The sequence below is a fragment of the Scytonema hankhaensis NUACC26 genome, assembly GCF_045865695.1.
Lineage (GTDB): Bacteria > Cyanobacteriota > Cyanobacteriia > Cyanobacteriales > Nostocaceae > Scytonema.
Genome location: NZ_BAACAP010000079.1, coordinates 1 through 13,938, shown reverse-complemented (window position 1 = coordinate 13,938; position 13,938 = coordinate 1). Strand labels below are relative to the sequence as shown.

Here is a 13,938-nt window from a genome sequence, read left to right as displayed (position 1 = left end):
AAGGATCAATTCATCTCCGTAACTTAAATTGGCTTGCCAGCAGGTTTCTCCAATTAATCCACTTATTACCTGGTTAAGGGGTTCTAGATTGCTAAGTTCAGTGATATTATTAACTAAATTTTTTGTCATAATTTTATATAATTATTGTTGAAAACTATGCTAAGACCAAGATTTTGGTAGTTAATTTCTACAGCTTGGATAAAGCTTTAACCAGTGATTTATAAAATTAGAATTCGAGTACGTACAGTATACGTAATTTTATCCAGCCAGTAGCAAGGCAAAAACTAAGTATTTTCTCTAATATAAAATCCGTCAGTCTGTAATAAAACAGATACAGGAAATTAGAACCATTTATCTAATTTACAAATTTGGAGTTGGTAGGTGATATTAAATTCCGCTTTTCTAACCCCTTTTGGTCCTAGCGATTGAAATCGCGGCTATACAAACGCTCGTCCGCCTACGCGGACTAAATAAGGGGAAATCTAAAACGTGAATTTATTATGAGTAGTAATACTGAGTGCCGAATTTCTGCTATCTACTTTCCAGTAAGGCAAATTAATGACGGAAACCATCAATCCTACACCTGGTTCTATTGTAACCAGTCGCGATCGCCAGTGGGTTGTCATACCTTCAGAAAATCAGGAGGTCGTTCGTTTGCGTTCCTTAAGTGGGAACGAAGACGAAATTGTGGGTATTTATCAAAAACTGTGGGAAGAGGGGCTGGAAACCATTGAACCAGCAACTTTTCCTTTACCCAAAAGCGAACAAGTCAAAGACCATTCCGCCGCATTGTTATTGATGGATGCAGCGCTAGAAAATCCATTAAAAGAAACGGTATTACGGGCATTGATATTCACATTTCCTGCATTTCCTTTTCCAGCAGTGCCAGCAATCAGTTGAGCTTCATTAGTGACGGCGAGAGAACCACTAATGATGTTGATATCACCACCTTTGCCTATTGCCCCTTGCTCCACAAGGCTTAACGCAAAACTCCGATCAAAAGAAACGGTATCGCGGACATTGATATTCACATTTCTGTTATAACAGGTATTCAAATCCACGGACTTTTGGAGACACAATGGGTTTACCCTCAAAATTTTTAAGAAGTCGGGGATCTGGACAGAAAAAATATTTCATTTCATATCACTGAGGATCTGCTATCTGAGCTAGTATAAGACCATGTTGAGCCAGACCCAACTTTAAGAACCATATGATGGGGAGTAAAAATTTCCCAATACGGTAAGTCAATACCCTCTTCACCGTCTTCATTATTTGGAAGCAGCACTAACTTATAATTATTGTTAAAAATTATACTAAGAGCCAAATTTGGGTAGTTAACTTCTACAGCAGCGATCGCACTGTTTTCGATCGTATCAAGTCGCTGTTTGATAATTTCCGAGTCATCTTCAGATGTAACTATAGTTTCACTTGGGGAATCAATTTGCCATTGAGTTGCTTGCGTACCTAGTATCCATGCTCCTTTTTCTTTTCCTATCATCGATTTTTGTGAATAAGGAATTCTTTTTCCAAAATGAAGGATCAATTCATCTCCGTAACTTAAATTGGCTTGCCAGCAGGTTTCTCCAATTAATCCACTTATTACCTGGTTAAAGGGTTCTAGATTGCTAAGTTCAGTAATATTATTAACTAATTTTTTTGTCATAATTTTATCTTTAACTCAGTTTTTTATATTCCTAAAAATTCACGAGCTTTTCGTCTCAGTTCTTCATAGGTAAAATCTCCGCGTTCATTTTTTGTACCACCATGACCAGTCGCTTTTTCTTCTTCTAAAAAATCTCCAAATTCTCTTCTCTCTTCTTCTGTCATGTTGAATTCTCTGGCAACAGCATTTAGTTGCTGAATATCTTTTTTCTGACCCAATTTAGATTTTATTGTGTAGATATAGCCTCTATTATACTCACAATTTGCCATCTCGTAAATGGAGAGTATCAAAATCGCTTGTTTCGTAATGACGATCTCATTGTCAACAATTCTACAAATGAATCACACCGTTGGTAGGGGCGCAATGCCTTGCGCCCCTACGGCTGTGGTCTCTTTACCAAATGGTTGTAAACCGCAGAGGCGCAGAGTACACAGAGGTAAGAGAGGAGGGTAATCATGTGTAACTAAATTATTTGCTCCTTGGTCACTGGTCACTGGTCACTGGTCACAGTTAAAGGACATTGTGCAGAAGTAGTCGCAGCTGATGGAGTTGCGTTTGACGACTGAGCTACGAGTGCAATTTGACCATCAGGAGTTTTCACCCAACCTTGTGCTTCAATAATTTCATCACTCACTGTCACTAGGATTGACAAAATATACTCTTTGTCCATCATTGACATTGAACTGACTAAAACTGTGAAAAAGATTGCTCCCACGTTGAGCACCACCTTTCCCGGTTGAGCTGCATCTTTCGCTTTTCAAATTCTGCTTCTTTTTGGTTCATAAATTTATATTAAACATTTTGTTTCTGTTCAGCACGTTGCACGGCGATTTTTTGGAGAATTGTCCGGTTTTTTTCGACGAACGTCCTCACGCTATCCGTTTTCACGCCCGCATAATTGAACTCATACAGCAAGAAGCGGTAGAAACGCTGCTGATAAAAACCAGATTGATTAATGAAAAGGGGAAAAATTATCTGAAATATCTATTAATTTTAGCGATGGTGACTCTTATGATAAGCGGGCAGGCTTACACACAAATAAAACAAAAAGAACAATTGAAAAAAACAGAAGAAATGGAACAAATAACACCAAAGGGATATACAACTTTTCAGGTAAGAGACAACGTTACGATGTATAAGGTGACTTTTAAAAACCAATACAAAATGAACGTTGCGGGACATCTATTTATTCCCAAGAATTTAGATCGAAGTAAAAAACATTCGGCGATCGTTGTTGGGCATCCTATGGGATCTGTAAAAGAACAAAGTGCCAACGTGTATGCTGCAAATATGGCTGAACGAGGGTTTGTGACTTTATCTCTTGACTTGTCTTTCTGGGGTGAGAGTGAGGGTGAACCACGCAACGCTGTTGCACCTGATATTTATTCTGAAGATTTCAGTGCAGCAGTTGACTTTCTGGGCACCCGTCCATTTGTTGACAGAAACCGAATTGGAATAATTGGAATTTGTGGTAGCGGAAGCTTTGTTATCAGTGCCGCTAAGATCGATCCACGAATGAAAGCGATCGCAACTGTCAGTATGTACGATATGGAAGGGAAAATGGCGTGATACATTGCTCTACGCCATCCTTCAGTCTGAATGGAAACTGAACGCTATACAAAATAAAGGCTTTCAACCATAATTCCTGTTGAATGATAAAGTTTACATTCACCTTGAGTCGGGTAGGGGGATGTTCAAATGACTTTTTACATTATTTAGAACAAAAATCACTCAGTAGATATCATCTAAGTTTTTAAGTATAATTGATAACTATTTTTGTCAGAAGAATATAAGAAATTCCGATACTATTTAAACTGCATATATTAAGCGATTGCCTACGGTAGAGCTACGCTTAACGCTCACTTACCAACTACTTTTGACCACACCCATTTGTTATTAGTTCTCAATACGATAACGTATTAACTGCTTTATTGCTGTCACTTTTAATCCTAAAGCCTGAGCGATTGCGGCATCAACTTGAGCAAATTCAGTCACAGGAAACTCAAATTCCATCTGCTTTAAAACCGAATCGGCTGTATAAACTTTGACTTCAGTCAATTTTTCTTTACGTTGAATTACAGCTTCAATAGACATGACAGCCACTGAAACAGAAAACTGGATTTGATGTTTTGAGTCAGCATGGATTTGAGGGGTTGTGTCATAGGTATAACTCAATACTTGATGCGTTAGCAAATTCGTACTCACCCAAAAAAACAGTCCAATTAAGGGTATTGGCAGCCAAAACTCAAGTCCTAAGTTATTAAGTAATTGCAGCCAGCGAGGTCGAGCCATAATACAGAAAAAGTTTAATTATGAATTAATCATAGGAAAATAAAAGGGAAGTACAGCGAAATGATGAATGAGAATCTTACTTGTAGAGGATGATCTCACGCAGTTACGACCACTACAGGGTGCGCTCTCGAAAGTCGGACATATTGTAGATGGTGCTGAAGATGGTGAAATAGCCCAATGGTTAATGCAACAGAGAAATTACGACCTGTTAATTTTAGATTGGATGCTGCCTAAAGTCAGTGGTGTGAGTCTGTGTCAACAGTATCGTCAAGCAGGAAAAACTTCTCCTGTACTGATTCTCACTGCTAAGGACGCAATTTTGGATAAAGTGTCTGCTTTGGATGTGGGTGCAGATGACTACTTGGTTAAACCCTTTAGTTTGCTCGAATTATTGGCACGAGTGCGAGCATTGGGACGCAGAGCACCAATATGGCAAGGTGAGACTCTTGAGTTAGCCGATCTGCAACTTCATCTCAATACTCTAACCCTCAAGCGTCAGGAATTTACAGTCCAGTTGTCGGTTCGGGAGTTTCAATTGCTGGAATATTTTCTACGACATCCCCGACAAGTACTCACTCACGATCAAATTGAACACGCACTTTGGGAATGGAATACGAAGCCAGATAGTAAAGCAATAGCGATGTTAGTGCATCGACTGCGGCAGCGCTTGCAGATGGTAAAAGCGGAAGATTGGTTACAAACCGTGTATGGTATGGGATATCGATTAGTTGCCTCTGAATAATGCTATCGCTCACTCCTCATATGTTCAACCGCAGTCGGCGTAACCTAGCTCGCTGGTTTACACTCTCAATGGGTAGTATTCTGGTGATCTTTGCAGCAATACTTTATTTTTTAGAAGCCAAAGAGCAATTGCGAGCGTTTGACCAAGAACTTTACAATACAGCTCAGTTCATGGTGGCAGGTGTTGAAGATGGACTTTACCAAGAACAGCAACGCATTAGTCTCGAAGATGTCCCCATCTTAGGTGGTGAAGCTTTACCCTTTGAAAATAGAATTATTTATGCTCGTTGGTATACTCCCAAAAAGCAATTACTAGAGTTCTTTGGTATCACTCCATCAGAGCAGTTAAATAATAAACTAGGTTTTCAAACAATAGAGTTAGTTGATGCCGCACAGGAGCCATCCCAAAGGGGCGATCGCGTTTCTAACAGTGTTCGTCATAATAAATTGCTGCGTCAATTAACAGTTCCTGTTTTTCAGGATAAACAATTAATTGGCTATCTGGAAATAGCAGCTTCTCTATCACCTGTTGAAAATACTTTAGGGTCTCTGATCTCGTTTTTAATAGTAGGTGTACCCATTACTTTAAGCTTAATTGGTTTGACGGGTTGGTCTCTTGGTGGAATGGCTATGCAGCCAATTCGCCAATCCTACGATCAATTACAGCGCTTCACTGCTGATGCCTCTCATGAGTTAAGGACACCACTTCAGGCAATTCGGAATCATGCTCAGTTTGGTTTGCTCGAACCAATTGACCCCAATCAACAGCAAAGTTCTCTAGAAAATATTGACCAGATTACTGAATCAATGGGAATGTTAATTCGTGATTTATTATTCTTAGCTCGAAATGAAGGACAGTTAAAGCCAGAGGCACTTAATCCTGTTAATTTAGTTAGCTGGCTTGAACTATTAGTAGGAGAATACATCCATTTAACCAAGGCAAAAAACTTAGAATTCACTAGCGAATTTCCCGAACAATTGGTAATGTTGAGAATCAATGTAGATTTAATGCGGCAAGCAGTCACAAATATTCTTAGTAATGCCTGCCGCTACACACCATCTGGAGGTAAAGTTCGCTTACGAGTTTTCCTTGCGTCTTGTTGGGTGGTAATTGAAATCCAGGATAGCGGTATTGGCATTCCAGAGAAAGATTTACCCCATATATTTGAGCGATTTTATCGAGTAGATAGTGTACGTTCACGCCATACAGGTGGCTTCGGGTTAGGATTAGCACTTGCACAACAGATTGTCCAGGTACATGGGGGACAAATTCTAGCAATCAGCCGTTTGGGTGAAGGCTCTACATTTCAAATCAAACTACCATTCACGCCTAAATCCTCACCATAACGAGCAATTAATACTGAGTAGGCAAGCAAAGATTTTCATTCGTAGTGAAAGAAAACCCAGGCTTGGGATCGATCTGTTACCTTCTTGTTACTTTTATCTGACAATCTGAAAATAAGCGTCAATTACACATCAGATTGGAGGATTTAACCAATGAATTTCAATGCTACACCCAGTATCGTCCTAACCGCTTTGTTTGCGTTGCTGATGCCTTTTGAGGTAGTAGCGCAAAAAACGTCCAATCAAATTGGGAATTTGTCTAATCCTCGTGTTACCAATATTTCCGGTCAAGTTACTAAGCTTTTAGATGACGAGTTCATTCTCAACGATGGTAAGGGACAAATCATCGTTGAGGCAGAACCTCAGTTAGGACAACCCATAAACTTGTCTGTAGGAGAAAAAGTTACCGTAGCTGGTTACTATGACGACAATGAGTTTAAAGCCCTTAGTATTACTCGTGCCAACGGTGAAACTATTCAAATTCATGAAGATTAAATCTTCTCATAAACTGAATTTTTATTGCTGTATACCAAATCTTGTTGTGCTTCACATCCGGTCAACAGCAGGTATAAAGGATGCCAAACAGAGCGCGATGTAAGCACAACAAGTTTTCCTCCTACGCTCTTTGAGAGAAATCCCTCAGTAAATAATTGTCTTAATTCGTCTTGTGTTAGTACCACAGCAAAGGTAAGCGAATGAAATACGATATGTTTTTTTTAGCAGCTATCCTAGCAATCGCAGGCGTGCGAGCTATCGTGTTATCCTTTTTTTCTAATGCTGCGGAATCTACTGCTACTATAACTAGCACTATCAAACCTATAGAAGTAGAAACAACTTTGACCAAGAAAGCATTAAGTCTGGGTAGAACCTCCTTGAGTGGTACTGTAGAAGCGGTAGAAACCGTCACTACCACCAGTCGCGTTATAGGACAGATTAAAACTTTGCCAGTGCAAGAAGGCGACACAGTTAAAGCAGGTCAAATCATTGCCATTATCGATGTTAAAAATATTCAGGCACAACGCAATCAAGTATCGGCTGCGATTTTCCAAGCCCAGGCAAGTTTAACAGTTGCAACTGCTGCTCAAACTCAAGCCCTAGCAAACAAAACTCAGGCGCAAGCACAACTCAACCACTCAACGGCTCGTTACCAGGAAGCCGAAATCAAATTACAGGAAGCACAAGCACAACTAGGTGAAGCCCTGTTAAATCAACAACGCATGGCTATGCTGCACAAAGACGGTGCAGTCAGCCAATTACAACTATATACAGCCAATACACAGGTAGCATTAATTGAAGCTCGCATTCAACAGGCCAAAGCTGGTATTGAACAAGCCAAAGCTGGTATTGAACAAGCCAAAGCTGCTGTAAAACAGGCAAGTTTCCAAGTCCAGCAAGCACTAACAGGAGTAGAGCAGGCGCGTTCCCAGGTTCAGCAAGCACTAGCAGAAGTAAAGCCAACGATTGCTAACCTAAACCACAGCATTGTTAAAGCACCTTTTGCTGGAGTCGTCACTAAGAAACATACAGAAGTAGGTGCAATAGCGGGTTTTGGACAACCTTTAGTGACATTGGAAAGTAAAGATCGCCTGCGCTTTAGCGTTGTAGTACCAAAGTCAATGATGTCCTTGGTAAAACAAGGAGATGAAGTGGAAGTGCAGCTAGATGCTCCCAACGGTTCTGTGCGCGGACACGTAAATCAAATCATTCTTTCAGCAAATCCCAACAGCCGTAGTTTTACTGCCAAAATAGCCTTGAAAAATGCCACAACGTTAATGCCAAGAATGTTTGGGCGGGTGGAACTACTTGATGAAAGTTACTCAGCAATCGTGATTCCCCAGAGTGCTTTATTTAAACGAGGTCAATTAGAAGGAGTTTATGTAGTTGATGCAAATAACATTGCTCAATTACGCTGGGTGAAAACAGGCAAAATACGAGACAGCAAAGTAGAAATTGTTTCTGGGTTAAAAGAGCAAGAGAGGATTATTACTAGAAATATAGAGCAATTAAGTGCTGGACAACACGTTGTTCCACTCAATTTTTAAATTATACAAAACATCAACTAGAGGTTATTGTGGTAGAGTAAGCAAGAATGATTAAAAATGAGCATGAATATCAAGTAACGAAATCTTGGGTAGACAAATTTCAACAAGCAACTATTAGCTTATCTCAAAATGAGGAGAAAAAGCAAAAAGACCCTGAGGGTTGGCAGCTAACGATCTGAGCTAGTATAAGACCATGTTGAGCCAGACCCAACTTTAAGAACCATATGATGGCCTGTAGAGACGCGATTAATCGCGTCTCTACATCAACGGGGATTTTGAAATTCATATCTTGATTCAGCAATGCCAAAATTCAACTACCTACAGTATACGTAATTTTATCAAGCCAGTCGCAAAGCAAAAACTAAGTATTTTCTCTAATATAAAATCCGTCATCATGTAATAAAACAGATACAGGAAATTAGAACCATTTATCTAATTTACAAATCAGGAGTTGGTGCTGAGTAGACATACTGAGTAACGAATTTCCGCTATCTACTTTCCAGAAAGGCAAATTAATGACAGAAACCATCAATCCTACACCTGGTTCTATTGTAACCAGTCGCGATCGCCAGTGGGTTGTCATACCTTCAGAAAATCAGGAGGTCCTTCGTTTGCGTTCCTTAAGTGGGAACGAAGACGAAATTGTGGGTATTTATCAAAAACTGTGGGAGGAAGGGCTGGAAACGATTGAACCAGCAACTTTTCCTTTACCCAAAAGCGAACAAGTCAAAGACCATTCCGCCGCATTGTTATTGATGGATGCAGCGCGGATGCAACTTCGGAGTGGTGCGGGACCGTTGCGCTGCTTGGGACGTCTATCGCTACGTCCTGTTCTGCAGCCCGGAGCGCCACGGTTATGACCCCTCAGGTTGCAAATACACTATATTCTACTGAACTGGTAAGCTAGGCTTCCTGAGGGGAACTGATATGATTTGTCTTCCACTCTTCTCTTGCTTCTTACGCAAGTCATCACAAATAGCTTGTAAATCGTAATTAAAAGATTTAGCATGTTCTTCTCGAATCTTGTAAATTTCTTCGAGAACTTCATCCTTCAACATTTTTACTCTCCCATCAACTCATAAGGTGTACAAATAGTCGGTAGCTCATATCCAGCTTCAATACTGATTTATGATAGTTTCTTTTGAATCTGGGCATTAGCAATATGTCTACAGTTCCACGTTAACAGATAATTCAAGCCATAAACTGTAGCTACCGCTATGTGAAGCGCATCGTCAGCAGCTTTGGATGGAAGGTTACTTCTTGTGAGAAATTGTCCGGCTAAACTCCGAACAGCTTCATTGACTTCGAGTAATGGAAAGTCACGCACTATCTCAAGGCGCTTGGTTGCCATTTCTGCTTCGCCTCGTGCAACTTCATCTAAAACAATTTGAGAGATATAAAGAGTGAATCGATCGCGGCGATTCTCCCACCATGCTTGCGTAATTTCCCGGTTGGCCATAAGGAGTAAATTGTTGCTAGAGCGGGCTGTAAGATAGCCCAAGATGCTAGTTTCGATATAAATAGTTTCACTCATAAAATTATGCGATTATTTATACATATTATCCCCTACTATCTACCATCTGCAACATAGGGTAGATTCGATACCTAGAGACAATTTAGTTACAAGAAATGAAAATCTTTGTCTAACCGTAAATCTTACACTTCATTTTTAAGTAGAAAGTTTAAAAAATTACCGTAATTTTTCTGACGATGATTTTAATCAAGAGCGTTATTTTAGTATAATTAAATACTATAATTTATCCTTCGCTCTCAAAGTTAATTACTAATTTTTATTGATATTTCCCCTATAAACACGAACCGCATTACAGTATTTCAAATAGAAGGAAGCTTAATCTCCTCAAATATAACTTCTCAATTGATAGAAGGAAGTCTCAAAGGACAAGCATCAGAAAATTTTGGTTTTGCCAAGACAAACAAACTTGCCGATGAAATTGCTGCAGCGTGGGGAGATGCAAAAAAATACTGGGCAGCTTTTCAAGCGTTGTTACTCAGAAATAGTACGGATGAGACGGCTACAAGTATCACTCGTGAAAATTTTGTCGTGCCTTTGTTAAGAAGTCTTGGTTATAATCCCGTTTATACTGCAAAAGCTGAGGTAGTGGATGGACAGACTTATGCTATTTCTCATCGTGCAGAACCAGGAGATAATAAACCACCCATTCACATTATTGGTTGTCGGTTGGAGATAGATAAACGTCCCCCTAGCGGTACGCCTAGATTATCGGCTCACGGGTTGGTACAAGAGTATCTTAACAAGACAGAGCATCTGTGGGCGATCGCAACAAACTACAGCATTAGTGTCATGTTTACAAGCTAACTTCAGTAGTTTAGTTTTTGATTTTGTGGCAAAGCAAAAGGTTGGAGGGACTAACTTTAACTTCTTCATTGTCAAACAACTTCCCGTCCTTCCTCCAGAAGCCTATACTCAAGCAGATATCGACTTCATCGCCCCTCGCGTCCTCGAACTCGTTTACACTGCTTGGGATTTACAACCCTTCGCCAAAGATATGGGTTATGAAGGAAAACCATTTATATGGAACAGCCAAAGACGGGCATTATTAAGAGCAGAATTAGATGCTTATTACGCCAGACTTTATGGACTCACTCACAATGAACTTCGTTATATTCTCGATCCTGCTGATGTCTACGGCGAAGATTTTCCAAGCGAGACATTCCGCGTTTTGAAGAACAATGAAATCAAGCAGTTTGGGGAATACCGTACACAAAGATTAGTGCTAGAAGCGTGGGATAGAATAATTTGTAATGCATAATTCTTAATTTATGATTAAATTATGTAAAAATATAATCAAATGCCCAAGAAAGTTCGAGAACTTAAACAAATGCTACGCCAAGCAGGTTTTACAGAGCTTGTAGGAAAAGGAAGTCATACTAACTAGATACATCCCTTTTACTCTGGAAAACTTACGCTTGCTGGTAAAAATGGATCGGATGCAAAACGCTATCAAGAAAAAGATGTACAACAAGCAATTGAAGAAGTAGAGGGTAAGAAAAAAAATGATGAAGCTTAAGTATCAAATGATTATTCAGTGGTCAGAGGAAGACAACTGTTTCTTAGTAGGTTTCCCTGACTTTCCCGGACAACGTTGGCGAACTCATGGTGATTCATATGAAGAAGCAGTAGCAAATGGAACTGAAGCGCTAGAGTCATTAGTCATGGCTTATCAAGCTACAAACGAACTGCTTCCAGAACCTACTGTTAATAAAGCAGCATAGTTTTGTTGATGAACTCACTCCTTACATCAATTCATTTACCAAGAAGGTCGCGTTTATAAACTTTCCTAATCTGCTAAGATACAAATTCATCAGCGTGCATCTGCGTTCATCTGCGGTTCATTATTCTTTCTATACTTTATGAAAGTGGGAAGTGCTGTATCCATGGAGTATCACACTTCCCTTAGTAGTAATCTAAGTAACAACAGAGGTATAAGCAATGACTAACGCTAACAATAAGGAGGAAACTTAAAAGTAGTGCCTACCACAGAACAGCTAAAAACCTTTTTCCGTATATGTGTACGAGCAAGTAATCTATTAAGGAATATTGAATTAACAAGATACGATACACGCTCACAGCGAATCATTGTTTTAATAGGTCAAGAAATTCAAGTAGAAATTTTGAATAATGGAGAGGAAATAATTCAATGAGTAACACTAACTTTCAACAATTAACAGAAATTGAACTGAGAAATTATATTAAACAACATCCGGAAGATGAGGACGCTTTTCAACACTACCTTGCTATTATGCGAGCAAAACCGGGTAGAGTTGTAGTTAGCACGGAAGAGCAAGCTGTAATTGAATTTCAAAAGAGAATACAGGCAGAGTCAAAACACCAACCATAAATTCTAATGACCATAAAAATTAAGCGTGATGAACGTCAAGTGTTGACTGGTGATAGTTTTGTAACGTCAAAGAAAATTTGAAACCCGTTTTCATGTTAGTCCGCGTAGGCGGACTTTGTTTGTATAGCCCCAGAATTCCATTCTGAGGGCAATCTACCAAAACGGGATACATCCCAACAACCCAATTTCCTAATTCCTGCAGTTACGCGATCGCACTGTTAGTGCCAGGAGCTTGAGCTAGAATAATTTGTAATGTGTAATTCGTACTTATGAAAACAGACATACTTTTTTATGAACTAATTCAAGAACTTCCACAAGTTTTTTTTAAACTGATTGGAAAACCTGAAATCAACCCTAATATCTACAAATTTACTGCTCTAGAAATTAAACAACAATCCTTTCGATTAGATGGATTATTTTCTCCTGTCGTAGGTTTTGACGATGAACCATTATATTTTGTAGAACTACAAACATACAAAGATGAATAATTTTATGAACGGCTTTTTGGAGAAATTTTCGTTTATTTTCGTCAGTACAAACCGACAAACTCAGATTGGTATGCAGTTTTCTTCTTCAGTAGTAATCGTTTTTGGCTGATACTTAGCAAGTAGTTTACCATAAGATTCTGTATTAAAAGTACGAGTCATTTTTCCATTTATCCTTATTATATTCAGCGTGAGTTAGAACATATTTAATGGTGTACACACAAGTTGGATTTACCCCCCTTAATCCCCCCTTGGAAAGGGGGGAAACTAGATTTTCAGTTCCCTCCCCTTTCCAAGGGGAGGGTTAAGGTGGGGTAGAAACAACGCTAAAACCTCAATTTGCAAGCTATTACAAACTTGTGTGTATACTGTAACCTTATTTCTACAGTTACGCGAAAGCACGCCTACTCAACCAACACAACATCGGTTATAACTGAAAAGTTATAAAAACCGAACTTATGAAAATTCCTATAAAACTTCAAGACTTGTTACAGCAGAGTGAAAGCGCAATTACAGCAACAAGTACATTTCTGAGCCAAAAACTAGCAGTTCTAGACTGTACGGACATTACTTCTGTCACTCCCGAACAATTAACCCTCATCTTCAGCGCAATACCTCAAAATTGGGATGTTAGAGAACTTGCAGAAATCATCAATCTTTCCACTCTCACCGACACATTTCATCAACAACTAACCCAATACATCAACCAACGTCTAGGACAAACCACTTTACAATCCTCATCTCCCACACCTGACACCCCTACTACCCAATCTCTCGATATCTTTCACTTCCGCAACGAAGTCATAGGCGACTACCGCCGCTATATTGAAAGCTTCCTCAAAATCCGCGACTCTCAAGTCAAAGAATTTGTAGACAAAGAATTAGAAAAAGGACAACTTTGGACAGACTCCTTAGTGCAATTGAATCCAAAATATCGTCCGGGTACAACAGTCACCGAGTTAGTACAACAAGGGCTTCTCCATCCAGACTGTAACCGCTACTTTTCAAAAGACGGTAAACCCTTCACTTTCCACTATCACCAAAAACAAGCTTTTGAAACTGCACAACGTCAGGAACCTTTTGTTGTCACAACTGGTACGGGTTCGGGAAAAAGCCTTACCTACGTTGTCCCTATCGTTGACGATTTACTCCGCCATCCAGAGATTCAAGGAGTTAGGGCAATTCTAGTTTATCCCATGAATGCTTTAATCAACTCCCAAGAAGAAGAACTGAAGAAATTTCTCGATAATGTCAAGAACACTCATATTCGTATTGCTAAATACACCGGACAAGAAGGTTTAGAAAAGAAAACCGAAATTCAAAACAACCCGCCTCATATCTTGCTGACTAACTATGTAATGTTAGAGTTAATGCTTTTCGAGTTATGTAATACATAATGTATACAACTGTGGTAACATAAGGCATTGATTGTTGTTAACGCTTTATATAACAAGATTTAAGCCTTTGGAAAAAGGTAGCGATTCGGTCGG

Annotated in this window: 21 protein-coding genes and 2 pseudogenes; 16 read left to right on the top strand and 7 right to left on the bottom strand. The window is 39.4% G+C overall.

The features are described from left to right. The first annotated feature begins 558 nt into the window (after positions 1 to 558). On the top strand, positions 559 to 900 hold the full coding sequence (locus ACKTT2_RS02615) for a hypothetical protein (protein WP_407883676.1): 342 nt from the start codon (positions 559 to 561) through the stop codon (positions 898 to 900). 238 nt (positions 901 to 1,138) lie between these two features. Here the strand turns inward: ACKTT2_RS02615 and ACKTT2_RS02610 are convergent, their stop codons facing one another. The 4 genes from ACKTT2_RS02610 to ACKTT2_RS02595 all read right to left on the bottom strand — a co-directional run bounded on the left by ACKTT2_RS02610 (position 1,139) and on the right by ACKTT2_RS02595 (position 2,378). Beyond that, a complete protein-coding gene (locus tag ACKTT2_RS02610) occupies positions 1,139 to 1,663 on the bottom strand; it encodes a hypothetical protein (protein WP_407883674.1) in 525 nt (174 codons plus the stop codon). A gap of 23 nt (positions 1,664 to 1,686) precedes the next feature. Then, entirely contained in the window at positions 1,687 to 1,932 is a 246-nt protein-coding gene (locus tag ACKTT2_RS02605; protein ID WP_407883672.1) for a hypothetical protein, read from the bottom strand. Positions 1,933 to 2,004: 72 nt separating this feature from the next. Then, complete coding sequence (locus tag ACKTT2_RS02600; protein WP_407883670.1) at positions 2,005 to 2,157, bottom strand: hypothetical protein; 153 nt, start codon at positions 2,155 to 2,157, stop codon at positions 2,005 to 2,007. Continuing rightward, positions 2,154 to 2,378 carry a hypothetical protein gene (locus tag ACKTT2_RS02595; protein ID WP_407883678.1) on the bottom strand — a complete coding sequence of 75 codons (225 nt, stop codon included), beginning with the start codon at positions 2,376 to 2,378 and terminating at the stop codon, positions 2,154 to 2,156. The genes ACKTT2_RS02600 and ACKTT2_RS02595 overlap by 4 nt, the downstream gene beginning before the upstream one ends. A gap of 86 nt (positions 2,379 to 2,464) precedes the next feature. On the opposite strand from ACKTT2_RS02595, the gene ACKTT2_RS02590 reads away from it, so the two are divergent. Next, on the top strand, positions 2,465 to 3,232 hold the full coding sequence (locus ACKTT2_RS02590; RefSeq protein WP_407883668.1) for an alpha/beta hydrolase: 768 nt from the start codon (positions 2,465 to 2,467) through the stop codon (positions 3,230 to 3,232). 327 nt (positions 3,233 to 3,559) lie between these two features. On the opposite strand, the gene ACKTT2_RS02585 is transcribed toward ACKTT2_RS02590, so the two are convergent. After that, on the bottom strand, positions 3,560 to 3,955 hold the full coding sequence (locus ACKTT2_RS02585) for a hypothetical protein (RefSeq protein WP_407883666.1): 396 nt from the start codon (positions 3,953 to 3,955) through the stop codon (positions 3,560 to 3,562). Between the two features lie 67 nt (positions 3,956 to 4,022). Between ACKTT2_RS02585 and ACKTT2_RS02580 the strand changes: the two genes are divergently transcribed. The 6 genes from ACKTT2_RS02580 (at position 4,023) to ACKTT2_RS02555 (ending at position 8,942) form a co-directional block, all read left to right on the top strand. After that, positions 4,023 to 4,697 carry a response regulator transcription factor gene (locus ACKTT2_RS02580; RefSeq protein ID WP_407883664.1) on the top strand — a complete coding sequence of 225 codons (675 nt, stop codon included), beginning with the start codon at positions 4,023 to 4,025 and terminating at the stop codon, positions 4,695 to 4,697. Continuing rightward, positions 4,697 to 6,043, top strand: a complete 1,347-nt coding sequence (locus ACKTT2_RS02575) for a sensor histidine kinase (RefSeq protein WP_407883662.1) — start codon at positions 4,697 to 4,699, stop codon at positions 6,041 to 6,043. The genes ACKTT2_RS02580 and ACKTT2_RS02575 overlap by 1 nt, the downstream gene beginning before the upstream one ends. Before the next feature lie 150 nt (positions 6,044 to 6,193). Beyond that, positions 6,194 to 6,535 carry a hypothetical protein gene (locus ACKTT2_RS02570; RefSeq protein WP_407883660.1) on the top strand — a complete coding sequence of 114 codons (342 nt, stop codon included), beginning with the start codon at positions 6,194 to 6,196 and terminating at the stop codon, positions 6,533 to 6,535. Positions 6,536 to 6,735: 200 nt separating this feature from the next. Continuing rightward, positions 6,736 to 8,082, top strand: a complete 1,347-nt coding sequence (locus ACKTT2_RS02565; protein ID WP_407883658.1) for an efflux RND transporter periplasmic adaptor subunit — start codon at positions 6,736 to 6,738, stop codon at positions 8,080 to 8,082. Between the two features lie 47 nt (positions 8,083 to 8,129). Beyond that, positions 8,130 to 8,261, top strand: coding sequence for a hypothetical protein (locus ACKTT2_RS02560; protein WP_407883656.1), 132 nt, complete (start codon positions 8,130 to 8,132; stop codon positions 8,259 to 8,261). Between the two features lie 336 nt (positions 8,262 to 8,597). Next, positions 8,598 to 8,942 (top strand): hypothetical protein, encoded by a 345-nt coding sequence (locus ACKTT2_RS02555; RefSeq protein ID WP_407883654.1) that lies wholly within the window; start codon positions 8,598 to 8,600, stop codon positions 8,940 to 8,942. 27 nt (positions 8,943 to 8,969) lie between these two features. Here the strand turns inward: ACKTT2_RS02555 and ACKTT2_RS02550 are convergent, their stop codons facing one another. Continuing rightward, complete coding sequence (locus tag ACKTT2_RS02550) at positions 8,970 to 9,140, bottom strand: hypothetical protein (RefSeq protein ID WP_407883652.1); 171 nt, start codon at positions 9,138 to 9,140, stop codon at positions 8,970 to 8,972. 68 nt (positions 9,141 to 9,208) lie between these two features. Beyond that, positions 9,209 to 9,616 (bottom strand): type II toxin-antitoxin system VapC family toxin, encoded by a 408-nt coding sequence (locus ACKTT2_RS02545; protein ID WP_407883650.1) that lies wholly within the window; start codon positions 9,614 to 9,616, stop codon positions 9,209 to 9,211. A gap of 342 nt (positions 9,617 to 9,958) precedes the next feature. Between ACKTT2_RS02545 and ACKTT2_RS02540 the strand changes: the two genes are divergently transcribed. The 8 genes and pseudogenes from ACKTT2_RS02540 (at position 9,959) to ACKTT2_RS02505 (ending at position 13,845) form a co-directional block, all read left to right on the top strand. Next, complete coding sequence (locus ACKTT2_RS02540; RefSeq protein ID WP_407883648.1) at positions 9,959 to 10,420, top strand: hypothetical protein; 462 nt, start codon at positions 9,959 to 9,961, stop codon at positions 10,418 to 10,420. Positions 10,421 to 10,445: 25 nt separating this feature from the next. Beyond that, complete coding sequence (locus ACKTT2_RS02535; RefSeq protein WP_407883646.1) at positions 10,446 to 10,874, top strand: hypothetical protein; 429 nt, start codon at positions 10,446 to 10,448, stop codon at positions 10,872 to 10,874. Positions 10,875 to 10,913: 39 nt separating this feature from the next. After that, positions 10,914 to 11,132, top strand: a pseudogene (locus ACKTT2_RS02530) (type II toxin-antitoxin system HicA family toxin). Next, positions 11,119 to 11,337, top strand: a complete 219-nt coding sequence (locus tag ACKTT2_RS02525; protein WP_407883644.1) for a type II toxin-antitoxin system HicB family antitoxin — start codon at positions 11,119 to 11,121, stop codon at positions 11,335 to 11,337. Before ACKTT2_RS02530 ends, ACKTT2_RS02525 begins: the two are co-directional and overlap by 14 nt. A gap of 255 nt (positions 11,338 to 11,592) precedes the next feature. Further along, positions 11,593 to 11,766, top strand: a complete 174-nt coding sequence (locus ACKTT2_RS02520) for a DUF6888 family protein (protein ID WP_407883642.1) — start codon at positions 11,593 to 11,595, stop codon at positions 11,764 to 11,766. Next, the gene (locus tag ACKTT2_RS02515) at positions 11,763 to 11,963 is read left to right on the top strand and encodes a DUF6887 family protein (protein ID WP_407883640.1); all 201 of its coding nucleotides are present in this window, start codon (positions 11,763 to 11,765) and stop codon (positions 11,961 to 11,963) included. The genes ACKTT2_RS02520 and ACKTT2_RS02515 overlap by 4 nt, the downstream gene beginning before the upstream one ends. Positions 11,964 to 12,232: 269 nt before the next feature. After that, positions 12,233 to 12,490, top strand: a pseudogene (locus tag ACKTT2_RS02510) (DUF2887 domain-containing protein); the annotation flags it as partial. Between the two features lie 416 nt (positions 12,491 to 12,906). Then, positions 12,907 to 13,845, top strand: a complete 939-nt coding sequence (locus tag ACKTT2_RS02505) for a DEAD/DEAH box helicase (RefSeq protein ID WP_407883638.1) — start codon at positions 12,907 to 12,909, stop codon at positions 13,843 to 13,845. Positions 13,846 to 13,938 lie beyond the last annotated feature (93 nt).